Source organism: Ascidiimonas aurantiaca (assembly GCF_037646345.1).
In the GTDB taxonomy this organism is placed as follows: Bacteria; Bacteroidota; Bacteroidia; order Flavobacteriales; family Flavobacteriaceae; genus Ascidiimonas; species Ascidiimonas aurantiaca.
The window spans coordinates 352586-377890 of record NZ_JBBEWR010000002.1; the positions used below are offsets into that span (position 1 = coordinate 352586).

At 37.3% G+C, this 25305-nt stretch carries 27 protein-coding genes; 18 read left to right on the forward strand and 9 right to left on the reverse strand.

Features of this window, described 5'->3' with window-relative positions:
* Positions 1–2: 2 nt before the first annotated feature.
* Positions 3–833, reverse strand: a complete 831-nt coding sequence (locus WAO84_RS04135) for an ABC transporter permease (protein ID WP_340063792.1) — start codon at positions 831–833, stop codon at positions 3–5.
* A gap of 30 nt (positions 834–863) precedes the next feature.
* The gene (locus WAO84_RS04140) at positions 864–1763 is read right to left on the reverse strand and encodes an ABC transporter ATP-binding protein (RefSeq protein ID WP_340063794.1); all 900 of its coding nucleotides are present in this window, start codon (positions 1761–1763) and stop codon (positions 864–866) included.
* Positions 1764–1855: 92 nt separating this feature from the next.
* Between WAO84_RS04140 and WAO84_RS04145 the strand changes: the two genes are divergently transcribed.
* Positions 1856–2926, forward strand: coding sequence for a hypothetical protein (locus tag WAO84_RS04145; RefSeq protein WP_340063795.1), 1071 nt, complete (start codon positions 1856–1858; stop codon positions 2924–2926).
* Positions 2927–2987: 61 nt separating this feature from the next.
* Here WAO84_RS04145 and WAO84_RS04150 read toward each other — a convergent pair whose 3' ends face one another.
* From WAO84_RS04150 to WAO84_RS04170, 5 genes are all read right to left on the reverse strand, one after another.
* Entirely contained in the window at positions 2988–4046 is a 1059-nt protein-coding gene (locus WAO84_RS04150; protein ID WP_340063796.1) for a nucleoid-associated protein, read from the reverse strand.
* 49 nt (positions 4047–4095) lie between these two features.
* Positions 4096–4611: an IS1096 element passenger TnpR family protein gene (locus WAO84_RS04155; protein ID WP_340063797.1), complete on the reverse strand. Its 516-nt coding sequence runs from the start codon at positions 4609–4611 to the stop codon at positions 4096–4098.
* A gap of 27 nt (positions 4612–4638) precedes the next feature.
* Positions 4639–5685 (reverse strand): COX15/CtaA family protein, encoded by a 1047-nt coding sequence (locus WAO84_RS04160; RefSeq protein ID WP_340063798.1) that lies wholly within the window; start codon positions 5683–5685, stop codon positions 4639–4641.
* 34 nt (positions 5686–5719) lie between these two features.
* Positions 5720–7144 carry a CCA tRNA nucleotidyltransferase gene (locus tag WAO84_RS04165; RefSeq protein ID WP_340063799.1) on the reverse strand — a complete coding sequence of 475 codons (1425 nt, stop codon included), beginning with the start codon at positions 7142–7144 and terminating at the stop codon, positions 5720–5722.
* A gap of 67 nt (positions 7145–7211) precedes the next feature.
* The gene (locus WAO84_RS04170) at positions 7212–8144 is read right to left on the reverse strand and encodes an ATP-grasp fold amidoligase family protein (RefSeq protein ID WP_340063800.1); all 933 of its coding nucleotides are present in this window, start codon (positions 8142–8144) and stop codon (positions 7212–7214) included.
* Between the two features lie 85 nt (positions 8145–8229).
* Between WAO84_RS04170 and WAO84_RS04175 the strand changes: the two genes are divergently transcribed.
* Positions 8230–9051: a glycosyltransferase family 2 protein gene (locus WAO84_RS04175; RefSeq protein ID WP_340063801.1), complete on the forward strand. Its 822-nt coding sequence runs from the start codon at positions 8230–8232 to the stop codon at positions 9049–9051.
* A 22-nt stretch (positions 9052–9073) separates the two neighbouring features.
* On the opposite strand, the gene WAO84_RS04180 is transcribed toward WAO84_RS04175, so the two are convergent.
* Both WAO84_RS04180 and WAO84_RS04185 read right to left on the reverse strand, forming a co-directional pair.
* The gene (locus WAO84_RS04180) at positions 9074–9841 is read right to left on the reverse strand and encodes a glycosyltransferase family 2 protein (protein ID WP_340063803.1); all 768 of its coding nucleotides are present in this window, start codon (positions 9839–9841) and stop codon (positions 9074–9076) included.
* A 35-nt stretch (positions 9842–9876) separates the two neighbouring features.
* Entirely contained in the window at positions 9877–10692 is an 816-nt protein-coding gene (locus WAO84_RS04185; protein WP_340063805.1) for a 2,3,4,5-tetrahydropyridine-2,6-dicarboxylate N-succinyltransferase, read from the reverse strand.
* 106 nt (positions 10693–10798) lie between these two features.
* Here WAO84_RS04185 and ruvX point away from each other — a divergent pair, with 106 nt between their 5' ends.
* The 16 genes from ruvX (at position 10799) to WAO84_RS04265 (ending at position 25277) form a co-directional block, all read left to right on the forward strand.
* Entirely contained in the window at positions 10799–11215 is a 417-nt protein-coding gene (gene ruvX / locus WAO84_RS04190) for a Holliday junction resolvase RuvX (protein WP_340063975.1), read from the forward strand.
* Between the two features lie 11 nt (positions 11216–11226).
* The gene (gene def, locus WAO84_RS04195; protein WP_340063806.1) at positions 11227–11817 is read left to right on the forward strand and encodes a peptide deformylase; all 591 of its coding nucleotides are present in this window, start codon (positions 11227–11229) and stop codon (positions 11815–11817) included.
* A 56-nt stretch (positions 11818–11873) separates the two neighbouring features.
* Positions 11874–12296, forward strand: coding sequence for a DUF5606 family protein (locus WAO84_RS04200; protein WP_340063807.1), 423 nt, complete (start codon positions 11874–11876; stop codon positions 12294–12296).
* A gap of 235 nt (positions 12297–12531) precedes the next feature.
* Positions 12532–13044: a hypothetical protein gene (locus tag WAO84_RS04205; protein WP_340063808.1), complete on the forward strand. Its 513-nt coding sequence runs from the start codon at positions 12532–12534 to the stop codon at positions 13042–13044.
* Positions 13032–13745: an NRDE family protein gene (locus WAO84_RS04210; protein ID WP_340063809.1), complete on the forward strand. Its 714-nt coding sequence runs from the start codon at positions 13032–13034 to the stop codon at positions 13743–13745. The genes WAO84_RS04205 and WAO84_RS04210 overlap by 13 nt, the downstream gene beginning before the upstream one ends.
* A 121-nt stretch (positions 13746–13866) precedes the next feature.
* Positions 13867–14775 carry an ATP-grasp domain-containing protein gene (locus WAO84_RS04215; protein ID WP_340063810.1) on the forward strand — a complete coding sequence of 303 codons (909 nt, stop codon included), beginning with the start codon at positions 13867–13869 and terminating at the stop codon, positions 14773–14775.
* A 220-nt stretch (positions 14776–14995) separates the two neighbouring features.
* Positions 14996–16138, forward strand: a complete 1143-nt coding sequence (locus WAO84_RS04220) for a glycosyltransferase (RefSeq protein ID WP_340063811.1) — start codon at positions 14996–14998, stop codon at positions 16136–16138.
* Between the two features lie 401 nt (positions 16139–16539).
* Complete coding sequence (locus tag WAO84_RS04225) at positions 16540–17073, forward strand: RNA polymerase sigma factor (protein WP_340063813.1); 534 nt, start codon at positions 16540–16542, stop codon at positions 17071–17073.
* A gap of 27 nt (positions 17074–17100) precedes the next feature.
* Positions 17101–17865, forward strand: a complete 765-nt coding sequence (locus tag WAO84_RS04230) for an anti-sigma factor domain-containing protein (protein WP_340063815.1) — start codon at positions 17101–17103, stop codon at positions 17863–17865.
* A gap of 83 nt (positions 17866–17948) precedes the next feature.
* Positions 17949–18155, forward strand: coding sequence for a membrane or secreted protein (locus WAO84_RS04235; protein WP_340063816.1), 207 nt, complete (start codon positions 17949–17951; stop codon positions 18153–18155).
* 41 nt (positions 18156–18196) lie between these two features.
* On the forward strand, positions 18197–19285 hold the full coding sequence (locus tag WAO84_RS04240; RefSeq protein ID WP_340063817.1) for a glycosyltransferase: 1089 nt from the start codon (positions 18197–18199) through the stop codon (positions 19283–19285).
* Positions 19276–19845, forward strand: a complete 570-nt coding sequence (locus WAO84_RS04245) for an RNA polymerase sigma factor (RefSeq protein WP_340063819.1) — start codon at positions 19276–19278, stop codon at positions 19843–19845. Before WAO84_RS04240 ends, WAO84_RS04245 begins: the two co-directional genes overlap by 10 nt.
* Positions 19842–21065, forward strand: a complete 1224-nt coding sequence (locus tag WAO84_RS04250) for an Nramp family divalent metal transporter (RefSeq protein WP_340063820.1) — start codon at positions 19842–19844, stop codon at positions 21063–21065. The genes WAO84_RS04245 and WAO84_RS04250 overlap by 4 nt, the downstream gene beginning before the upstream one ends.
* Positions 21066–21107: 42 nt before the next feature.
* Positions 21108–21983: a lipoyl synthase gene (gene lipA, locus WAO84_RS04255; protein WP_340063822.1), complete on the forward strand. Its 876-nt coding sequence runs from the start codon at positions 21108–21110 to the stop codon at positions 21981–21983.
* Between the two features lie 61 nt (positions 21984–22044).
* Positions 22045–23046, forward strand: a complete 1002-nt coding sequence (gene gap / locus WAO84_RS04260) for a type I glyceraldehyde-3-phosphate dehydrogenase (protein ID WP_340063823.1) — start codon at positions 22045–22047, stop codon at positions 23044–23046.
* A 26-nt stretch (positions 23047–23072) separates the two neighbouring features.
* Positions 23073–25277, forward strand: coding sequence for a response regulator (locus tag WAO84_RS04265; protein WP_340063825.1), 2205 nt, complete (start codon positions 23073–23075; stop codon positions 25275–25277).
* The last annotated feature ends 28 nt before the right edge of the window (positions 25278–25305 follow it).

Genomic DNA, 25305 nt, shown 5'->3' on the forward strand with positions numbered 1-25305 from the left:
TACTATAAATCGCGCTTTTTTAATAATAAGTAAGACCAATAAATGAAAAAAGCGGTCCAAACTACTACAATCAGGATCTGGTACCAATGCACCGAATAGTCTTTTGTAAATTCTTCTCCCACCTGGCTTGCAACAGATCTTACTGCGGAAAGGCGACTTCCGGGCTCTTTAATAAGGTTACTCATGGCATTAAGGGGAAAGAATCTGGAAATAGCATCAGCCATACTGGCATCGAGTTTCCATCGCATGAGTAAATAAAATAATCCTTCTACTACCTGCCAGATAATGAGAAAGCCCAGAGCAAAAGCAGATCGCTTTACCAGAATACCCAGAAAAAGACAAAATGCGAAAAAACCGGTGAGCTTTATAAAAAAAGCAAGAAGATATTCAAGATCTGAAAAAACAATAGATAGCTCGTTATAATCGGAATACATAAACCCTAAAATCAGGGAAACTATAAAAATGAACAACGTAGAGATTAATGAAAATGCAATTACCATTAGGAACTTTGATCGTATAAACTCTTTTTTACTCAACCCGTCAATAAGATTTTGCTTGAGTGTTTTATTACTGTATTCATTGGCCATCATAGAAACGATCACAATAGCCAGGAAAAGTTTAAAAAACGCGGCTACATAAGTATTAAAATGCCATATATACGGGAAATTGAAAATTCCCTGTTCTGCCAGATGGAACTTAATGGGACCTATATCAAATTTTATAGCAGCAATCAATGCAATAGAGGTAAGTAGTATAAAATAGGAGAGTATAAGGAACCTGCTGGCCCTGTTATTCCAAAGTTTAATAAACTCAATATATAGTAATCTTTTCATAGAGTTGGTTTGAAGATGCCCGCAGGCGTATTAGTTTACATTGCCGGTTAGTGTAAGGAACTGCTCCTCAAGGCTTTCCTTTCGTTTCACCAGATGTGAAAGGATAATTTGATCTTTATGGAGTAATTCATTTAAAGTGGCAGATTCCATGTTCTCTGAAAGGAAAGCTGTGATAAGACCGTTATCTTGTTTAATACCTGAAAATGAAGGGTGTTTTTCCAGCCATGAAAGAAGTTTTTGAGGCTCTGAGGCTTTTAGCTCAAAAAAGCCATGACTTGCAATCATTTCATCTACTCTCCCGGAATAGAGTTTTTTTCCTTTTCTTAAAATAACCACATGACTACACACTTTTTCAACTTCATCCAAAAGGTGAGATGCCAGTAAAATGGTAGTTCCTCCCGCTGCAATTTTTTTAATAAGCTCCCTGATCTGATGAATACCCTGAGGGTCCAAACCATTGGTAGGTTCATCGAGAATAAGTATTTCAGGATCGTTTAGCAGGGCAGAGGCGATGGCCAGACGCTGTTTCATTCCTAAAGAATAGGTTCTGAACTTACTGTCTCTGCGGTCTAGCAGTCCTACCAGTTCTAATTTCTCATTTACTTTTTCAGTAGGGACCTCCTTAATGGCACATACCAGTTCCAGGTTCTTACTCGCACTCATATACGGGTAAAAGTTGGGCCGTTCTATAATGGCTCCTACTTTTTTCAAGGCATCATGTGTAGATGTTTTTCCGTCAAACCAGAAAAAAGACCCCTCGCTGGGATTTACTACATTGAGTACCATACCGAGAGTGGTAGATTTACCACTTCCGTTAGGTCCGAGTATGCCATACACATTTCCTTTTTCTATAGTAAATGAAAGATCTTTAACAGCAGTAAGCGGCCCAAATTTTTTAGTAAGGTTATTAATTGTGAGTATTGTTTCCAAAATATGCTAGGTATGTTTAGAAGTTGTACTTAGTTGACGACTATAAACAGATTTTGTTACAATAAGCCGTAAATTTGAACAAACCAATTTGTATGAGTGGACGTCTAATATCAAAAAAGAAGCCTATGTATAAAGTAAATGCGCTTCTTGAAGAGTATCTTAAAAAGTATAACAGGATCATAAAGATCCCTGTTTTTTATGAAGATCTGCTCCGGTTTTCCGGCTCGGTAGTGGTGTATGATGAAAATGATAACGATACTTTATGGGTACGTGTGTTCTATTCGGAGTTTGAACGAAATGAAATTGATCATAACCTGAAAAAAGTATATACTATATTACACTCTGACGGAGATGAAGCAACCATCCCGTATCTCAATATTGATGCGATAGATTACTGCACGTTTGGAAATTCAAAGCCTTTTCGGGTTAAGATCCGTAATATCCTGAATGATAATTATACGTATTTCTACATCAAAAAAGCTGATGCTTCCCGCATATACGGTTTGGAGTTGGAACATATATTATCTCCTGACCGTATTAATTTCCTGGTGCATAAAAATACGCTGATTGAAGAACACATAGCAGGTATTCCGGGCGATGTTTTTATCAAAGAAATGCTCCCCAATTGTTCAGAAGCTCAAAAATCGCAAATATCCAAAGAGTTTGTCAAGTTTAATGAACGTGTTATGATCCGCCTGTTGGGCGATATGCGCTCATATAATTATGTGATTATTCCTGTGCATGATTTTGACCATGTTATTTTTAAAATACGGGCAATTGATTTTGATCAACAGTGTTATGAAAGTAATTTTAAAGTATATCGCCCGCAATTTTTTAAAGAAAATTATGAGATGGTAAAGATGGTAGAACAACGGTTGAAAGCCGCCTCTATAGAACAGTATAAAAAAGAAGAGCGATCTATTATAGCCAAACGTATTTTGAGTGCCAATAAACGAATTAAATTATTATTAAAGATCATGGCAAAAGATCGTATTGCACCTTATGAAAACGTTCAGGCCTTAAAAAAGCAGCTGTATGATTTTACACTGGATATGCGTTTTAAAAGATGCCGGTCTATGGGGCATATTGTAAAAGTGGCTCTGGAATTTGTAAAACGCAATTACGAAGATGTAAGTACCAAGAGACTATTACAAAACGAATGAATACAACAACCTCGATAAACTCCTATTTTTTCACACGGTTATTTTACCTTATTATGGAGAGTTAATTTTTTTCTTCCCGGTTAAAATACACAAGATAATAGTACATTTGGCGTTCTTCATCCCAGCCTTTTTCAACAAACTTCTCTGCAGATTCAGGATTTACAAAGTCCATTTTAATCTGTATATGCGTATCCAGGTTAATTACATTCTTAATTTTTTTTCGGGCGTCAGATACTGCTTTATTTGCTATAGGGAAGTTTGAAACATCTTCAATACTGTATTTTGGCCCTTTTTCAACTTTGTAATGTTTAAATTCCGGAATAAGATCGGGATTGTCCATTACTTCATTCAGGAAGTTAGTTTCTTCAAACGTGTCGTTTTTCGCAAAATGGTTAACAGCTCTGTTCATAAACATCACTTCTTCTTTCTTATCTTCAGCCGGCCTTACCACATCTTTTGCAAAATCCTGGCAGAATTTAAGGTACTTTTTGGTAAAAAAGTTTTCATCAGTCAGGGCATCTACGCCCAGAAAATTCTCTAACCAGTATTTGGTGTCATATCGATTGCTGTCTATCGAAAGTATTTTATACCCTTCTTCTTTATTAAGATTAAAGATAAGGCAGCCTTTATCTAACTTATGGATGTTAATACCTTGCTGTATCACTATTTCAAGGTGTGTAGCTTTCTCTTCAAATTGAAGAAAATCGTGTTTTAGCTCACTTTTAAAAATACCAATGGCATTTGTTTTTTCATTATCCACAATCACATCTGTAAAATGTGCGATGTACACTTCACCGCTTTTAATATGAGGATGATTGGATTGTTCAAAAAGGTGGGTAGCTATTTTTTTGGAATTTTCATGAGTAACTGAAGGGTCTTTAAAAACATCGGTAACTATGGGGAACAAAGTAGCAAACTCAATATCAACTTCATGCACAAAACGAAAGTAGTTTTCTTCTTTTTCGCGAAAAGACTTAAAGAAGTACTCCTTCAAAACGGCTGATATCTCATCGTTAAGCGGGTATGGTTCTGAGGAAAGGAAAACACTTTCATTACGGCTTTTGTTTCCTACTCGGTGTACTGAAAGGCTGTCTATCTGAGCATTATATAGATTGATCATGGATTTTATTTACAGGTTGATATTGTGTGTGGCTACTATGTATTGAAAGTTAGTTCCAGTTTTCTTCAAAGTCCAGGTCATCATAATCCTGTGTGTCTATTCCCGGTTCTTCCATATCCAGGTCAAGATCACCGGTGTTATCTGATTCGAATGTTTTTTCCGGGGGGACTTCGGGCAGATTTCCAAAAGCAAATAACAAATTTGGATATGATCTTCCGCTTTCTTCTTCAGCCATATCGGCAAGTTCTACAAAAAAAGTCCACATGTTCAGGAAGTCATAAATGTAGATAAGATTTCTATTATCTTCGTTTAGGATGCTTTCTAAAGTGGTGGTATGCATTAATGGGGTATTGGGGTCGTTATCTCCCATATCGAAAAGGGGTATCTCTTCTCCCTGATTCCATTGGTCATCAGATATGTAAAAGGAAGCCATCTCACCTCCGTCAAAACCAAACGCCTGACTAATTGCATTGTGGAAGTCTTCTAATGTATTATCGGCCTGTATTTCCAGGTCTCTGAAAATGTCTTCCTGAGCATCCAGTATGACCCTGAATTTATAAATCATAGTGTTTAATTTTCTTTTGTGTTAAAGTTACGAAGTTACCATCACCTTTTTTCTGCGAATGGACTCCAATACCATATAAAATTGCACTCCAAAGAAAAGAGACGCAATAACCAGGTGTAAAGGTTGGGAGCCAAAAGGGAAATCAAAATAATACATGGCAAGCCCGGTTGCAATCTCAATTATGAGTAAAAAAAGCACCCAGTTCATAAGGGTGAACCCTAATCTTTTTGTTTGGTTGCGAACAAGGAGAAACACGTTCACGACCAGGATAAGTATGGAGAATGAACGGTGAATATAGAACTGTGCTTCGGGTTGTTCGAGCCATCGTTCTTTGGCCATATGCCCAACCATATCTGCCTGCTCATCTACAAACTGCCGTACCTGTGTTCCTAAAACCACCTGAACAACGGTGAGCAGTAACGCCCCGATCAATACATTTTGAAATGTACGGTCTTTTGGTAAAGGGCTGATTTTTGTTTTTGCTATTTGTAAAAGGTAAAGTAAAAGTGCTACGATAGCGAGGGCCATTACCATATGAATGGTGATCTTAACGGGCTGTAAAACGGAATAGACCACTTTGGCACCCAGCCAGGCCTGAAAAACCATAGCTGCTACAGTGAGCCAGGATAGCCAAACTACTTTTTTGTCTTGTTTCCAGAAACCCAGAGAGGCAATAGCCATTAATAAAGTGGCCAGACCTGCTAATGCTCCTATAAGCCGGTTTATGAACTCTGTCCAGGTATGTACGGGATTGAAAACTGCATAATCATGTCTGGTATAGTCTTCCCAGTTCACCGGATCAAAGGTGCTCCCGGTGGTAAAGTTTTTTGAAGCGACCTTTAATGATTCTTCCCAGATAATAACCTGCCCTTTTTTAAACGATCTTTCCGGTTGCCATTCTAACTGGGCACGTTCTGTAGGGGGAATAAGATACCCAAAGCACTTAGGCCAGTCCGGACACCCCATACCACTACCGGTCATTCTTACCACGGCCCCTGCAATGATAACCAGATATACTAGGATAAGGCTGGCCAGTACAATTTTCCGATATTTGTTTTTTAAACTTTGTATCATACCTTTTTATGAGTTGTTTGGTTTGCTGAGGTTATTAATGGTCTTTTAAGCCTAATTCTTTGCCTTTTTTTAACATAAAAGCTTTGGCGGCTTCATATTCATTAGGTATGTCACCTTCCAGGATAGCTTCTTTTATAGCGTCTTTAATGATACCTACTTCTCTGGAAGGAGTAAGGTTAAAAGCATGCATAATCTCTTCTCCGCTTACAGGGGGTTGAAAGTTTCTGACATGATCCCGCTCTTCAACTTCTACTATTTTATTTCGTACCAGTTTAAAGTTATTGAGGTACCGGGCAAACCTTTTTGGGTTTTTGGTGGTTATGTCTGCTTCGCATAATGTCATCAGGTCATCTACATGATCTCCCGCATCAAAAATAAGCCTTCGTACTGCAGAATCTGTCACACAATCATTAGATAATGCTATGGGCCGAGAGCTCATAAGCACCATTTTCTGTACAAATTTCATTTTTTCATTAAGAGGCATTCGCAGGCGTTTAAAAAGGCGATACACCATTTTAGAACCTACAAACTCGTGCCCGTGAAACGTCCAGCCTGTTTTTTTGCTAAACCGTTTGGTGGGGGCTTTGCCTATATCATGTAATAAAGCAGCCCACCGAAGCCATAGATCATCTGTTTTTGCAGCAATATTATCTACCACTTCCAGTGTATGAAAAAAATTGTCTTTATGGCGCTGCCCTTCTATTTCCTCAATACCTTGCAGGGCCGTGATTTCCGGAAGAATAATTGACAGTAAACCGGTTTTGTGCAGGAGCTTAAACCCTACGGAGGGCTGATTGCTTAACAGTATTTTATTAAGCTCTTCTATAATTCTTTCTTTAGATATTATTTTAATGCGGTCTTTATTGCGCGTTATTGCCTCTAACGATTTTTTTTCGATGTGAAACTGTAATTGGGAGGCAAACCTGATAGCACGCATCATCCGTAAAGGATCATCAGAATATGTAATATCAGGATCAAGTGGAGTCCTGATAATTTTTTTATTCAGATCGTCTAAACCGTTAAAAGGATCAAGCAGTAACCCAAAACTTTCCGGGTTAAGCGATAATGCGAGAGCATTGATGGTGAAATCTCTTCTGTTCTGATCATCTTCCAGAGTGCCGTTTTCTATGGCAGGCTTTCTGCTCTCTCTTTGGTAACTTTCTTTACGTGCCCCAACAAACTCAACTTCGGTGTTTTGTGTTTTGAGCATGGCTGTACCAAAATTTTTAAAGACTTTAATTTCCGGTTTTTGAGGAAGAAGCTGAGCTACTGCTTTGGCAAGTTCTATACCACTGCCTACCGCTACGATATCAATATCCCGGGGAGCGGGCCTACCCATAATATAATCGCGAACATAACCGCCGATTACATAGGTTTCCAGTTGGGTTTGCCTGGCTGCTTCGGAAATAGTGGTAAATATTTTTGGTTGTAAAGCTTCTGTGTAATTTGCTTTGAACATATGCCAATACTGCTAGCTATTAAAAAAGAGTACAAAGGTACAATTTACTTTTAGGTAAGACAAAAATCTAAGCAAGCTGAGGATGTACGGTAATGTATTTTTCTCCGGGTTTCAGGTCTGGTAATTTCAACATATCCCCGAGAATACGATTGTATTCGGGAGGCACAAATTCTTTTCGCCCGTCTGACGGATAAAAAGTCATCTCTCCAAATATCACTTTACCGTTTATGTTGTAGAGATCTACCCTGACAAAAGGGAAACCTTCACATAATTTGCTAACTACCCAGATCATTTCATCAAAGTTTTCCGGTTTTTCTACCTCTTCAGGGTAAAAAGGATTTTTTTCTGAAGTAAACGGTTGTTTTACCCAGTCAAGATCATAAAAACAACGGTAATCTTCAATTCCGCGTTCTACATCTACCTGAAGAAATTTAGGCTCGCCGTTAAAACAAAAAAACTTGTAGTCATTTATGATTTCCTTCCCCATTTCTTCCAGATACTTTTCTGCAATAAGACGTGGTTTAACATCTTTATACGCCCATTCCAATCCACCGCGATAATACTGATTCTTAGCCATCCATTTTTTTAATTTCAAACGGGAACGAAAAATATTAAGACGGGCCTTGTCTTTAACAATAAGATTAAAATGACAGCCGTGTACTCCTTTTATCACAAATTTTTCAGGAAGTGTATCAAAATCTACATCCTCTGCACGGTCATACACAGCGAGGGTTTCATTCAGATATTTTTCACCTACCTTTTCTTTAACATAGGCTTTTACAGCATACTTATCTACCAGTTGGTTGAGTATTGCGGGTCTGTAAAATACTTTTAACCATTGTACTTTCTCATTAAATAACAAAGGGTTGTTTAGATCCAGTTTTTTTCCGGTGTAATATTCATAATAGATCTTAACATAAAACTCCTGAGGAAGGAATTTCATTTTTTTGAGTATTCCGTAACCAAATTTTTTTAAGGTGTGCAGAACTGCTTTCAACATTTTTACTTTGTCATTAAGATGGAAAAATCGCAAAAAGCAAAGATATGTAAATTGGCATTCATATTTTTGCCGTAAATAAAACGGGATGCACAAGTTACAGATATCGGTAATTATAAGTACATACAATGCTGAAGCATGGCTTGAAAAAGTATTATGGGGGTATAATCAGCAAACATTCAAAAGTTTTGAAGTGGTGATCGCAGATGATGGCTCAGGACCCACAACCGCACAATTGATCGAAAGGATGCAAAACGAAGTTTTTTATCCCATAGTGCACGTATGGCAGGAGGACGATGGATTTCAGAAATCTAAAATACTCAATAAAGCAATTGTTAGCTGCCGTGCAGAATATATTGTAATGAGTGATGGTGATTGCATTCCCCGAAAAGATTTTCTTAAAGTGCATTTTGATCAAAAAGAAAAAGGCTATTTTTTATCAGGAGGGTATTTTATGTTACCTATGGATATCTCTCAAAACATTACGAAAGAAGATATTGCTTCGGGAAATTGTTTTTCGGTTTCGTGGCTGACAGATCAGGGGCTCAAACCGTCCTTTAAAAACAATAAACTCACAGCCAGCGGATTTAAGGCAAGACTACTCAATAGATTTACCCCTACCAATGCCAGCTGGAACGGGCACAACGCTTCGGGTTGGAAAACCGATATTGTAGCAGTGAACGGTTTTGACGAGCGCATGCAATACGGAGGACAGGATCGGGAACTGGGAGAACGTCTTTTTAATTACGGAATCAAATCCAAACAGATACGTTACAGTGCTGTTTGTGTGCATCTGGATCACAAACGCGGCTATAAAACCCCGGAATCTATTGCCAAAAATCAGTCAATACGCCAACATACCCGTTCCCAAAAAGTACAGCGAACTCCTTATGGAATTGAAAAGGAATAATTTTTGATTTGTAATTTGGAAGTTATTGACGGTTGCGTCTGTGTAACCACAGTTTTATGTACCTCATAAGTACTACATACCCCTGAATATAACCAATCATAAGCCCGGGAACCCCGTCGCGGAATCCACTTTGAAAAAAGTAATGTTTTACAAAACCCCAGGCGGGTTTTATGACAAAGTGGTACGGGGTGAGCTTACCTGTTTTTTCATCGTAATCTATAGCTTGTAAATACGCATAACGATTTAATTTTTGCAAATATTGGTCCATTGAGCTATAAGAGTAATGATACAATCTGTTTTTGAGATAGGCCAACTCACCTTTGGCAATTATTTCTTCATGTACACGCTTGTGGTTATAGTGACAAAGGTGCTTTTTGAAAAGACGTACCACTTTGTCGTTTCGCCACCCGCTGTAATGAATACGCTGCCCCATAAAATGATTGATCCTTTTGATCCAATATCCTGCTATTGCATCATTCTTAGGCTGGGCAAGAAGGTGCAGTATTTCAGATCTCAGTTCCGGCGATATTCGTTCATCGGCATCTACCAGCAGTATCCATGTATGTGAAGCTTGTTGTATGGCCCAGTTTTTCTGAGATGCATACGAATCAAATTTCCTCTGGAGCAATCGGGGAGAAAACGCTTTAGCTATAGTTACTGTACGGTCTGTACTAAAGGAATCAACTACCAGTATCTCATCGGCAAAAGAAACCGATTGCAGCACGTCCTTTATATGGTGCTCTTCATTATATACGGGAATGATTACTGTAAGTTTTTCTCGGGTTTCCAAAAGTCACTCTTTAATGAATACTACTCGTATATGGATCATACAGCTACATCATACTCCCGCAATGCATTATTAAGCGAAGTTTTTTTGTCGGTACTCTCTTTACGTTTCCCGATAATGAGTGCGCAGGGCACCTGATAGGAACCGGCATTAAATTGTTTGGTATAACTACCGGGAATGACCACCGATCTTGAAGGCACATATCCTTTCATTTCAACAGGTTCGTTTCCGGTTACATCAATGATTTTTGTAGAAGCAGTTAAAACCACATTAGCGCCAAGAACAGCTTCTTTTTCAATTCGTACACCTTCCACAACAATACATCGGGAACCAATAAATGCATTATCCTCAATAATAACCGGTGCTGCCTGCAAAGGCTCCAGAACTCCGCCAATACCTACTCCGCCACTCAGGTGGACATTTTTTCCTATCTGGGCACAACTGCCTACCGTGGCCCAAGTATCTACCATCGTGCCGGCATCAACATAAGCGCCGATATTTACATAACTGGGCATCATGATAACCCCGGAAGAAATGTAGGCACCGTGTCTTGCAATTGCGTGTGGTACTACACGTATTCCTTTATCGGCATAGTTTTTTTTAAGAGGTATTTTATCGTGAAACTCAAGAATACCAGCCTCTAATGTTTCCATCTTTTTGATGGGAAAATACAATACAACCGCCTTTTTTATCCATTCATGAACCTGCCATTTCCCGTTTTCCAAAGATGCCACTCTCAATGAGCCAGAGTCCAGTTGGTTTATTACCTCTTCTATAGCTTCAATAGTATTGGTTTCTGATAACAAAGCTCTGTTATTCCAGGCTTTTTCAATAATTTCTTTTAGTTGTGACATCTTTTATGGTTTTGAGAAATAACGAACAAATATAAAGCCTAAAATGCAATATCTTCTCTGGTTTTACACTTATAACAATTTAAACCTTATTTTTGCCAAAAAAACATTGGGAAGGATACTGGCCATTGATTTCGGGACGAAACGCACCGGTATCGCGGTGACAGACGAGTTACAATTAATAGCATCTGGCCTTACCACGGTGCCTACAGGCGAGTTGCTGGGCTTTTTGAAAGAGTATATAGCAAACGAAAATGTAGAAACTTTGGTAATAGGCGAGCCAAAACAAATGAATAACTTACCATCCGAAAGTGAAGCAGCAATCCGTAGCTTTATAGATACGCTTGATAAAGAGTTGCCCAAATTAAAAGTGATTAGGGTTGATGAGCGCTTTACTTCAAAGATGGCCGTAAGAACAATGGTTGACAGCGGTTTGAAAAAAAGTAAACGAAGAGACAAGAAACTGCTGGATGAAATAAGTGCTACCATTATTTTACAAAGTTACCTTTCCAGCATAAAATTATAAATAGTACAAAGATGATTTTACCCATAGTCGCATACGGTGACCCGGTACTCAGAAAAGTTGGAGAGCCCATAGATAAAGAATATGAGGGGCTAGATGAACTTTTAGAAAACATGTTTGAAACCATGTATAACGCTTCAGGTGTTGGTTTGGCAGCTCCTCAGGTTGGCCTGCCCATAAGGCTCTTTATTGTAGATGCTACCCCATTTGCCGATGATGAAGATTTAAGTGAAGAAGAACAGGAACTGCTGAGTGGATTTAAGAAGGTGTTTATCAATGCACACGTAGAAGAAGAAACCGGAAATGAATGGGCCTTTAATGAAGGATGCCTCAGTATTCCCGATATACGTGAAGATGTTTTTCGCCCCGAAAAGGTACAAATATCATATTACGATGAAAACTTTAAACATCATACAGATACCTACACGGGAATGGCAGCCAGGATTATACAGCACGAGTATGACCATATAGAGGGCGTTTTGTTTACAGACAAACTTTCTCCACTTAAAAAGCGTCTTATAAAAGGGAAGCTATCCAATATTTCGAAAGGACTTGTGAAAATAGATTATCGCATGCGCTTTCCCGTATTGAAAAAAGGACGTTAATTTTTTTTGAAATTCATGTGAAAGATTGAATCTTTGCTGTTAAAATAAAAATTGCAATGACGCTAGACAAAATTTTGGCTATTTCAGGAAAGCAGGGTTTGTATGAACTAAAAACACAAACCAGAACCGGTTTTGTGGCAGAATCTTTATTAGATGGTAAACGAATTACCGTAGGGCTCAGGAACAACGTGAGTATATTATCTGAAATAGCGATTTATACACTTAAAGAGGAAATTCCTTTGGGAGAGGTCTTTAAAAAGATCAGAGAAAAAGAAAACGGTAATGAAACCAGTATAAGCCATAAAGTACCTAAAGAAGACCTGGAGGCTTACTTTTTCGAAGTACTTCCCGATTATGATGAAGACAGGGTATATCCCAGTGATATTAAAAAAGTAATACAGTGGTATAACCTTTTAACCTCAAAAGGGTATATTGATTTTGATACTCCTGAAACAGAGGCGGAAGAAAAAACCGAATAATCACTAAATTTTTATCTTTTTAAGAAAAGTCTTCCCGCTAAAGGAAGACTTTTCTTTTTTGAAGATATCTTTTTCAATATACAAACCTAGTTTTGAGAGCATTCACAGCTTCTTTTACGTTTTTTTGTTTGTAAATTAGTGAGCAAATAAATGTGAAATTATTAAAAGTTTAACGTAAGTTTGATAGAAACCTACGACTTAAAACAAGATATTAATTTCCCGCAAACTTTTTCTAATGCTTACGGAAGCTACAACACACAATCTAAAACAACTTAAAAGCATTTTAGAACAATTAACAGATAAGCAGTTTACGACACCGCTTGTGGTTTTAGACAAAGCTACCATAGGAATGCATGTTAGACACATTCTTGAGTTTTACAATTGTTTGATAAATGCGCAAAGTCAAGGTACTCTGGATTATGACACCCGAAAAAGAGATATTCTTCTGGAAACAAGCACTAATGCCTGTATTGTTAGTATAACCCATATCATCGATTCTTTAAATAGTGTTAAGGGCAACCCCTCTTTACAACTCATAGTAAATTACAGTACAGACCCTGATATAGACCATACAGTAGGTATGGTAACCTCATTTTATAGGGAACTGCAATATAATATTGAACATACAGTGCATCATTATGCAATTCTTAAGATAGGTATAAATGCATTAGACACAACGGTAACCTTGGATAAAGACTTTGGGGTGGCTCCTTCAACTATAAGAAACAGGAAGTTATGTGTACAGTAAGTTATATACCCTATCATGAAGGTTTTATACTTACCTCAAATAGAGATGAAAGCCCCTTTAGAGAAACTATAAAGCCTCGAAAAATACAATTGAACACTCACAATGAGGTTTTTGCGCCTTTAGATAAAGAAAATGGAGGTACCTGGATAGCACTGGATGTTAACAGAAAAAAAGCGGCCTGCCTGCTTAATGGCGCATTTGTAAAACACCACCGAAAATTACCTTACAGAAAAAGCAGAGGGCTTATTGTGTTAGAATCTTTTCAACATCCCTCATTTGCTGCTTTTGTGAATGCAGTTAGTTTAGAAAATATCGAACCTTTCACGCTAATACTTGCCGAAAAAGACAACCTTCGCGTTCTGGTATGGGACGGTGTAAAAAAACATGAGCAGATACTCGATAGTACTAAAAGTTATTTGTGGTCTTCAAGCACTTTATATAATATAAGGGAAAAGCAGGAAAAAGAAAAAGTCTTCGAAAATTTTTTAGAGAATTTTCCCGTTGCCCCAAATACCGTGTTCGATCTTCACGGAAAACAGCAAAAGCCACATTTTATTCTTGACCGTGAAGAAGTAAAAACAGTAAGTATTACCCAAATACTTGTCAATACTAAGAAAGCTTCATTAAATTATTATCCTTTACCCCTTACTAAAGAATTTTTCTTTTTGGAGGAGGGGTCCGGCATCTATGAAACAGATTAAAAAACATCCTTTTTTTATTAAACTTTTAAGCTGGGAGTACTGGCCTATGTGGGTATTGTATATACCTGTTTATATACAACATTTCTATTTGTCATTAAGATCATTTAATATATTTTTCTTCTTGAGCACCAATCCGGCTATCAAAGAAGGGTTTATTTTAAGTGATTCCAAATTCCAAACCTTAAAGCTCGTGCCCGAACCCCATTGTCCGCGTTGTTTTAAAATACTTCCGGGAGAGAAGAGTACCCATGTTTTACAGAAAATGAAAGAAAAAGGAATAGTTTTTCCCATTATACTAAAACCTGATATAGGCTTTAGAGGACTCCTGGTGCATAAAGTAAATGATAAAAAGGGCCTTTCTTCACTACTTACTACTTTAAATGTGGCATATTTGCTACAGGAATACATTGCGTACCCCCTTGAAATAGGGATCTTTTATTACCGGTTCCCTAACGAAAAAACAGGGCATATCCCTTCTATAACGATCAAAGAATTTTTAAAAGTACGGGGTGATGGCCAGGCAACCCTTGAAGAGCTCGTAAGTAGAAATCCAAGAGCCATCTTACAGCGGGTAAGGCTCCGGAGGATATTTAAAGAGAGTTGGGAATGTATAGTGCCCAAAGAGGAGGAGTTAATTCTCGAGCCAATTGGCAATCACAACAGAGGCACCAAATTTGTAAATGGAGAGCAAGAGTACGATGAAAACCTGCAAAAAGTATTTGATACTCTGAGCCACCAAATGAAAGGTTTTTATTTTGGTAGGTTTGATATTAGAGCTGCATCTGTCGAGGCACTTAAGAAAGGAAAAGAATTTTATATTCTTGAAGTAAACGGAGTAGGAGCAGAGCCCACCCATATTTATGATCCCGAATATAAACTTTTTAATGCCTGGAAAGAACTCCTTCTTTTATGGCGTATTGTGTGGCGAATAGCCAGTATTAACCGCCGCGAAGGCGTGACTTTCCCTAGTTTTTCAGAGGGAAAACACAGGTGGGATACATTTAAGCGATACAAACAGGCGTTGAGGTAATACACTAATTGCAAGAGGTTAAGAGCGCTTTCAGTAACTTTATAGTACTTTTAACAACCAGAATATTATAGTTTTTTGATTTCAGCAAAGTAAAAAAACATAATTTATAATAACTTTGTTTCTTTATTTGTGGTTTTAGTAGATATATTATATTCCGGATGAAATACGTGGTTATTGTAATTACACCCAGTACTTTTTTGAAAGCCGGATTAGCTGAATTATGATTGACTTTGACGTTTTATTCAAACATTATTTAAATTTTTTTAAGTTTAAAAGTTATCGTCGTTACAAAAAGGTACTCTCAAAATATCCCAAGGTAGTTCCTGGTAATGATGGTAATGCTAGCGTTATTTCGTCCAAAGCATTTTTTAGACTTAACGGTATGCACTGGCATTATGATTGGGGCCGATACACCTACTTATTAATAAAAAGTTTTCACGCGTATAACTTTGATATCTATTTGGAAAAAAAATACAGCCTGCTTTCCAGATTGATCAAATACAAAGCCTTTTTACAAGACATAGATCTTGGTATGTTTGATACCGGAGATGCGCCTTTTGAGGAAAATGAAAAAAACGTGTTACTGCTTCGGCATAATGGTGTTGAGAAAAAAGTAATACTTGTTTTTCCATCGGGTATGCAGGTACTCCCTGAAAACAACTTTGTCATGCCTTATATGATGCATCCGGTAATGTATCATAAAGGGTATTATAAAGAAGTTGTAAAATACAGAGAAAACCCGTCGCGAATGAAAATTCTTTTTGCCGGAAACGTGGATAAAAAAGAATATTCAAGAAAAATTTTAAAAGAGAGATTTAATAAAACACATCGGTTTGAAATTATTTCTTCATTGTTAAAGACCGGAAAAAAAGATGAAATAGAACTCGTAACGAAAAAGGAACAGTTGATACCAACTGAAAATAAGCATGATCGTCTTTTCATAGTTAGGTCTTCCGACTATAAAATACCGTTTGAACAATGGCTAGAGGTACTTTCGAGAGCCGTTTTTTTCCTTGCTTGTTCAGGATCTAAAATGCCCATGTGCCACAATGTGGTAGAAGCCATGTCCGTAGGAACTATTCCTATACTTGAGTATCCTGAATTTTTTTCTCCCCCGTTAGAACATAAGAAAAATTGTATCGTGTATTCGGGAGTCGATGATCTTCATGAAAAAATTCATGAAGTCTTACACATGCCTTCTTCTGAAATTATTGAGATGAAAGCCAATGCTATTGCGTATTACGAGAAATGGTTAACCCCTGAAACATGGGTAGAGCAATTAGTAAATAAACCCTTTAAAAATATAACCCTGATAATGAATGCACATTTGTTACCACGCTGTGAAGAGAAAGAAATGGCCTAAAAGGTTTTTACAACAGGTACCCTGTAAAAAGAAAACCCCGAAGAATAAGATCTTCGGAGTTTTCATCCCAAACTTAACTAACCAAAAGAACTACGATTACTTCGGTACCAAAAATATTCTTAAACATGAATACTTTTAATGGTAACTGTAGTATATCCTCCCTTTCGTTGGTTAAACGTTGTTACCAGCAACGCTTATTGTATATTTCCGGATTCACACTCTGGTTTTACATGTTAAAATATAATTGCGGCTTCCGGAAAATTTAAATGAATTTTATGTTTTCAGAAAATTGATTTTTTAATTAATAAATTTGAATGTTTTTCGTTTTCATTTGTTATATCTACGTTTTCTAATTTTACTTTGGATGTGTAAATCATCTTAAAGTTTTGTTAACCTTTACTATGGCCCAATTATTTGAAAAACACATCGTGGAACTCCTTCTTCAAAAAGATGAAAAAGGCATGTCTCTTTTGTATGATTATTATGGAGACGCCCTTTATGGCGTGGCTTATAAAATTACTAAAGATGAAGACCTTGCTAAAGATGTACTTCAGGAAGGCCTGGTGAAAGTCTGGAAAAAGATAGAACAATACGATGCTAAAAAAGCTAAACTCTTTACCTGGCTTTTTCGAATTATCAGAAATACGGCCATTGATAAAATAAGAAGTTATCAGGTAAAATCAGATCAGGAAATCCAAGTTGAAGTTTCTAACGTATATAATGTAGGGGTAAATAGTATAGTACCCGAGCATATAGACGTACAAAAACACATGAATTCCCTTGATGAAAAGTATAAAGTTGTTCTCGAAGCTTTATTCTTTATGGGAATGACCCAACAGGAAGCCAGCGAAGCCTTAGACATGCCTTTGGGAACGGTAAAATCGAGATTAAAAATAGGTCTCAGGGAATTGCGAAAAATTTTTGAGGCCTCTTAAGCAAAGTATTAATAATCAGGTATAACCATGAAAACGGATGTTAAAGCATTTTTAGAAAGCGATCTGCTGGAACGATATCTCCTGGGTGATGTAACCGAGCAGGAAGAACTGCAGATTATGCATTTTATAGCGACTTATCCGGAGGTAAGAAAACAGTATAACACATTGGAGCAGGACCTTGAAAACTATGCAAAATCTTTTGCAATACCAGCTCCTGAAGATGTGAAAGAGAAACTTATAAACGGTCTCTCTGTTAAATATGAGGTTAGGTCGTTTCGTTGGTATTTCATAGCAGCAAGTGTGGCAGCTATTGTTTTTGCAGCCAGTACACTTATGTTATGGAATAAGAACACAATACTCATGAACGAAAATGAAATAGTTTCAAATGAGATATTGAGTCTTAAAGAAGATATTGTTGCTACCAATGTTAAATTGGAAGATATTAAAAATCAATTTGTAGTGTTAAACAATCCCGAAACCAGAAAGTATGTAATTCGGGGAAACCAGAATGCCAGAAACCTTCAAACAGTTGCTTACATTAATCCGGTAGAAAAGCTTTCTCTCGTAAATGTGATATCTCTTCCCGAATTACCCGAAGAGAAAGTATATCAAATGTGGGCCGATGTAAATGGTGAAATGGTGAGTCTCGGGGTATTAAAGCAATCTAATAACAGGTTACTCTCCATACCTTTTAAAGAAAATGCAAAAAGCTATAATATTACCATTGAACCTAAAGGGGGCAATGTACAGGCTACGGTTGAGAATATTGTGGCAAATGTTTCTTTTGAGTAATCTTTTTTACAAGTTATAATCTTCTTAAAAACTTAGTCTTTTAGGGCTAAGTTTTTGTATTTTTGTACAAATATTTATAGCAAATGAAGTTAATTTTACTTAGTATAGGTCTTATGGGGCTTGCTTTTGCCGGGATAGCCATAAAAATTTGGGCTAAGAAAGATGGAAAGTTTGCCGGCACTTGCGCAAGTCAGAGCCCGTTTTTAAACAAAAACGGTGAAGCCTGTGGTTTTTGTGGGAAACTTCCCGATGAGCAGGATTGCAAAAGGCCTAATCCGCAACATAATTAATCATCCATTTTGTTGGATATACGATACTGTTTTATGCATTTTTGCTAATTGTATCAATACGTTTTTTTTTCCTGGTTTTTATTTTCAGGAAATTTACTTTCCACCGGCCCATATTAGATAGGGCCAAAACCAATAATACCCCACCGGTTTCTGTAATTATCTGTGCCAAAAATGAATCAGAAAACCTTCAGGCAAATCTTCATCATATACATGAGCAGGAATACCCCGACTTTGAAATAGTTCTTATTAACGATGCTTCTTCCGATGATACAGCAGAAGTAATGGATGCGTTTGCTATGGAGCATACAAACATAAAAGTAGTGCACGTAGCCAATACCGAGGTATTCTGGGGTAATAAGAAATATGCACTCACACTGGGTATAAAATCTGCTTCCTATGACCACCTGCTTTTTACAGATGCAGATTGCCGCCCCGTTTCTAAATACTGGATAGCGAATATGGTAAACGGGTTTAGTGATTCAAATACCATAGTATTGGGGTATAGCCCTTATCAATACAAAAAAGGCTCTTTAATTAATGTTATCATACGTTTTGAGACCCTTTTAACCGCAGTACAATACTATTCTTATGCCATGATAGGGTTGCCTTACATGGGAGTAGGCAGAAACATGGCGTATCACAGATCGGCCTTTAACAAATCAAAAGGCTTTGTTACCCATATGCATTTACTAAGTGGAGATGATGACCTTTTTGTAAACCAAAATGCAACGAGGTACAATGTAAGTTGCTGCTTTACTCCGGATAGCTTTGTGGTATCTGCCCCCAAGGAAAGCTTTTTAGAATGGTTCCGGCAAAAGCGAAGGCATGTAACTACTGCTGCATTTTACAAGTCTCTTCATAAACGTTTATTGGCAGTTTTTTATCTGAGCGGGTTTCTATACTGGTTTTTTATAGGAGTACTTCTGTTTAACCGGAAATTTACATGGGAAGTGCTGGTACTCATTTTATTCTTTCATGTAATACAGTTCATTTTTTATAAAAAAGCCTTTGCAAAACTGGGAGATAAAAAAATGTGGTGGGCAACTCCTTTATTAGAAGGGTTTCTCATTAGCGCTCAATTTAGTATTTTTATCGCTAACAGAATTTCAAAACCCAAATATTGGAAATAACTCCGGAAACTATTCAAAACTTTATAGAAAGAGCTAAAGAAGGCGATCAAAAGGCCTTTAGTTTTTTGTTAGATCATTTTTGGAACGATGTTTATGGGTTTCAATTAAAAAGAACAAGAAGCGAAAATATTGCGGAAGACATAACTATTCGTAGTTTTTCAAGAGCTTTTGACAAGATAAGCACCTATGATTCTGCTTATAATTTCAGAACCTGGCTTATAACCATATCCCGCAATATTCATGTGGACATGGTTAGAAAGCAGCAGAGTAATATCATAGAACAGGCCCTTAAAACACAAAATGAAGAAGCGTATGCTATAGCAGATGAATCTCCCAGTGCAGAAGATCGTTTGATCCGTGAACAAAACCTGGATAAACTATTAAGGTGTATTAAACGACTTAAAGTACCGTATCAACAAATTATTAATTTGAGATATTTTCAGGAGCTGTCTTACAAAGAAATCGCCGCCGAACTTAATGAGCCATTAAATAACGTGAAAGTAAAATTGTTAAGAGCTAAAAAACTTCTTGCAGAGATTATCCAAAACAAAACACAATGAAAGGCTTTATAAAAGTCATTGGCCCCGGTTTATTATTTGCCGGAGCATCCATAGGAGTATCTCATCTTGTGCAAAGTACACGAGCAGGCGCCGATTATGGATATGGCTTGATTTGGGCCCTTTTGCTAGTGCACTTGTTTAAATATCCTTTTTTTCAGTTCGGTCCCCGTTATGCACTGGCCACCGGTGAAAATTTATTGGATGGTTATCGGCGCCTCGGGAAAAGTGTATTAATAATATACTTTATCTTGACATTTTGTACCATGTTTACTATTCAGACAGCGGTAACCATAGTTACAGCAGGTTTGGCATCCCGCTTATTCGGTTTTAGTGATGATGCAGTTCTTTGGAGTATGGTTATTACTCTGGTTTGTTTACTTATATTGATAATTGGCAGATATAGTTTGTTGGACCGTTTTATTAAGTTTGTGATTGCCATACTTGCCCTAAGTACCCTGTTTGCTGTTTTTTTTGCATCTGCAAATAGTCAGGGGGTTTCAGATTTTACACAAATACTTCCGGGAGACACAGCAGGAATTGCTTTTTTAATAGCCTTTATGGGGTGGATGCCGGCCCCTTTAGATATTTCAGTATGGCACTCATTATGGGCCATTGAAAAAAAGAACAATCAGCCTGCCTATAACCTTAAAGCTGCCATTAAAGACTTTAATTTTGGCTTTGCGGGAGCTATTATTCTGGGTGTGTGTTTTGTAGCATTGGGAGCACTGGTAATGTATGGCACAGGAGAAAAGTTTGATAACAGTGCTATAGGGTTTGCATCACAACTTATTACCATGTACACCAATAGTTTGGGAGAATGGACATATGTAATTATTGCTTTAGCTGCATTTACTACTATGTTTAGTACTACATTAACCACCCTTGATGCTTCGCCCAGGGCTATGGCACATACTTCCAAATTGTTTTTTGGAAAATATATCAAGCATTCCTATATATTTTGGATGGGCACTTTGGTAGTGGGAACCTGCGGGATCTTATTCTTTTTCCTCTCAGAGATGAAATTACTTATAGATATAGCTACCATTTTGTCTTTTGTCACCGCTCCTTTCTATGCAATTGCCAATTATGTTCTTATTACCTCTTCCCATACTCCTGAAAAGCACCGCCCTGGCCTTTTTATGAGAATTATGAGTTTAACAGGGATCTTGTTTTTAATTAGTTTTAGTATATGGTATCTTATGACCTTAAAGGTTTTTTAAGAGATTAGTTTGTATCTTTGCACCTTACTAATTATTCCATTAATGAACGTAGATACTTTAGAAAGCACCGCTCCGGTAAAAGGGAAACCCAAATGGCTGCGTGTAAAGTTACCAACCGGCAAAAAATATACAGAACTCAGAGGGCTGGTAGACAAATATAATCTTCATACCATTTGTACTTCAGGAAGTTGTCCTAATATGGGAGAATGTTGGGGAGAAGGGACCGCTACTTTTATGATATTGGGGAATATATGTACGAGATCGTGTGGTTTCTGTGGTGTTAAGACCGGAAGGCCTGAAACTGTTGACTGGGAAGAGCCTGAAAAGGTGGCACGCTCTATCAAGATCATGAAGATAAAGCATGCAGTAGTTACTTCTGTGGACAGGGATGATCTTAAAGATATGGGGTCTATTATTTGGGCAGAAACCGTGAAGGCTATTCGCCGAATGAATCCTGAAACGACTCTGGAGACGCTCATTCCTGATTTCCAAGGTGTAGAGCGTAACATAGATCGCATTATTGATGTAATGCCTGAAGTAGTTTCTCATAATATGGAAACCGTTAGAAGGCTTACCAGAGAAGTACGTATTCAGGCCAAATACGACCGTAGCCTTGAAGTACTTACCTATCTTAAGAACAATGGGGTAAGGAGAACAAAATCAGGTATTATGCTTGGTCTTGGTGAAACCGAAGAAGAGCTTATAGAAACCCTTAAAGACCTAAAAAAAGCCAAAGTAGATATTGTTACAATAGGGCAGTACCTGCAACCTTCAAAAAAACATTTACCGGTTAAAGAATTTATTCTTCCCGAACAGTTTGAAAAATACAAGGAAATAGGTCTTGATATGGGGTTCCGGCATGTAGAAAGCGGGGCACTCGTGCGCTCATCATATAAAGCCCATAAACATATTGAATAAAGATCAACGTAATATTTTAAAAAATATATTCCCGCTTAGTTGCGGGTTTTTTTGTTAACACATGAAAAAAGTACGTATTGCCATAAACGGTTTCGGAAGAATAGGAAGAACACTTTTCAGGTTATTGCAGGGACATCCTGAAATAGAAGTAGTAGTAATTAATGACTTGGCCGATACCAGGACCCTCGCACATTTATTAAAATATGACAGTATTCATGGAGTTTTCCCGGGTTCAATATCTCATGATGAATACCATATTAAAGTAGAAGGGCAAAAGTTTCCGGTTATGCGAGAGCCGGATATAGATCTTATAAACTGGGAACCTTTTGATGTAGATATAGTAGTTGAGGCTACAGGTAAATTCAAGACCCGTGAGCAACTACAGGCACATCTTAGCAATGGTGCCGGGTGTGTAATACTTTCGGTACCTCCAATGGATGAATCTATTAAAACCATTGTTATGGGGGTTAATGACAGCCTTTTAAACGGTGATGAAAAAATCATTTCCAATGCCTCATGTACTACCAATAATGCAGCACCTATGATTAAAATCATTAATGACCTTTGTGGTGTTGAACAGGCTTATATTACTACCATACATTCATATACAACAGATCAAAGTCTGCATGATCAGCCTCATCGTGACCTAAGGCGTGCACGTGCTGCGGGACTCTCAATAGTGCCTACTACCACCGGTGCAGCCAAAGCTCTCACACGTATTTTTCCGGAGTTGAGTAAAGTAATTGGAGGGTGCGGTATAAGAGTGCCCGTACCTGATGGATCACTTACAGATATTACCTTTAATGTACAAAGAGAAACTACCATTAAAGAAGTAAATGCCGCATTTAAACGTGCATCACAAAATGAGTTAAAAGGAATTTTGTCTTATACCGAGGATCCAATTGTTTCCGTAGATGTCATCAATAGCCCCTTTTCCTGTGTTTTTGATTCACTAATGACATCTGTGATCGGGAAGATGGTAAAGATCATTGGGTGGTATGACAACGAGACCGGATACAGCCAGAGAATTATTGATTTAATCACCTTCATTTCACAGAAATAGTTATATTTACGTATTAAAGTTTGCCTATGAATCGTTACCAGATATGTCTTGTAATGGCATTGTTCTGTACTTTTATTCTGCCTGCGCAGAGTACAGAAGCTATGCGAGATAGTCTAAACGATTTCATTCGTAAAGTATATTATTTCAAGAATAAATCAGACTTTAACACGGCAATAAAAACGCTTGATAAAGCTTTTAAAGTAGCAGAAGATCTTGAAGATAAAAGCAGAATTATAGATTGTTATAATCTATATGCCCAACTGCATATAGATTTTGAAAGATATGAAGATGCGGGTATATATCTCGATATTCCCAGTGAAACGCTCAAATTTTACGATTACCGTGTGGGAGAAGTAAAATTAATGGGACTCAGATCACTTCTGTTCGCAGAGAAAAAGCAGTATTACGAAGCTATTCAATTATTGCGGGATGCCAAAGAACGCCTCACTTTTAGGGATGAGTCGCTTCAAAGTACCCTTTCCTACTACGAAGGGATCGTACATTTTAAAAGGCGGGACTACAAAAAATCACTTGTCATTTTCGAAAAATTACTTCCTGTTAACAACAAGGAAGAACCCGAATATATAAATGCCCGTATTTTGCTTTACATTTCAGAAATACACCAGGCACTGGGAAACTATAACAATGCCATGTTAAACGCAGGGAACGCACTGGCAAAAGCAAAAGGCAATGATTTTGCCAGACTCATATTTCAGGCGCATACCTTAATGCATACCATTTCGGCTAAGATTGGTTCGTATCAGCAGGCGTATCATCATTTAAAAGAAGCAGATAAGGTGAAGGACATCTTTATGACTCCCGAAATCGTAAATACAGAAGAAACGCTCAGTGCTGATCATTATAAAACATTTTTGGAAAGAGTTATCAACCAGATGAACATTGATGCTAAAGAGCAGCAAAAGCGTGTAAATATGTCCAAGCTTACCTCTGTATTAAGCTCTGCACTTCTTATTATTATTTCATTACTCACTATTTCTTTATACAGGAATAATCAAATAAAGTTTAAAACCAATGATCTTCTCTTAAAGAAAAATATGGAGTTAGAAGCGGCAAAAGAAGAGGCAGAACGGGCTATGCAGGCAAAAGCCCAGTTTTTATCTACCGTGAGTCATGAATTGAGAACACCTTTGTACGCCGTAACCGGACTCACACATTTACTCCTGGAAGAGAATCCCAGTGAAAGTCAAAAAGAACACTTAAAATCTCTTAAGTTTTCAGGCGAATACTTATTGAACTTTATTAATGATATTCTTCAGATCAATAAAATAGAGGCAAAAAAATTATCAGTACAAGAAATACCTCTTAACATTAATAAAGTTTTACAGGATGTGGTGGACTCTCTTTTGCAAACGGCTAAAGAAAACCACAATACCATAGCACTGGAAATTGATAGGAAAACCCCTTTAGAACTCATTGGAGACCCGTTAAAGCTTTCTCAAATAATGATCAACTTAATTGGCAATGCCTGCAAGTTTACCAAAAAAGGAGAGATCAAGGTCATAACCGAAGTTAAAGAAGTAAACCCCGAAAATATTACCATTACCTTTAAAGTAAAAGACAATGGAATTGGTATTTCTAAAGAAATGCAAGAAACCATTTTCGACAGCTTTGCACAGGGTTCTGTACAAATTAATCGAAAATACGGAGGTACCGGACTGGGATTAACTATCGTTAAAAGCCTTTTATCTCTTTTTGATTCAGAAATACGACTCGAAAGTTCAGTAGGTAAAGGAAGTTGTTTTATGTTTGATCTTACCTTCGGAGTTCCTGTTAAAGCAGAAGAAATAGAAGTTGAAACCGTGAAAATAGCGGTAGATGATCAATTCTTTAATAATCTTCACCTGTTGTTGGTAGAAGACAATAAAATTAACCAGGTCATTACCAAAAAAATGCTTTCTAAAAAAGGAATGACCTGTGATATCGCCAACGATGGGTATGAGGCCATTGAAAAGGCCAAGAAATCTATTTATAATGCTATTTTAATGGATATTCATATGCCTGGTATTTCCGGCTTGAAAGCTACTAAAGAAATCAGGAAATTCAATAAAAAGGTACCCATTATTGCACTTACTGCGATTTCATTAGATGAAAGCACAGACGATTTTTATGAAGCCGGTTGTAACGATGTAGTTACCAAACCATTCAAACCAGAAGTTTTCTACGAGAAAATAGGAAACAATATCCTCAGAAATATAGAGGTGGATATTTAATAACTAACTTTTTGGCATGAACCTTGCC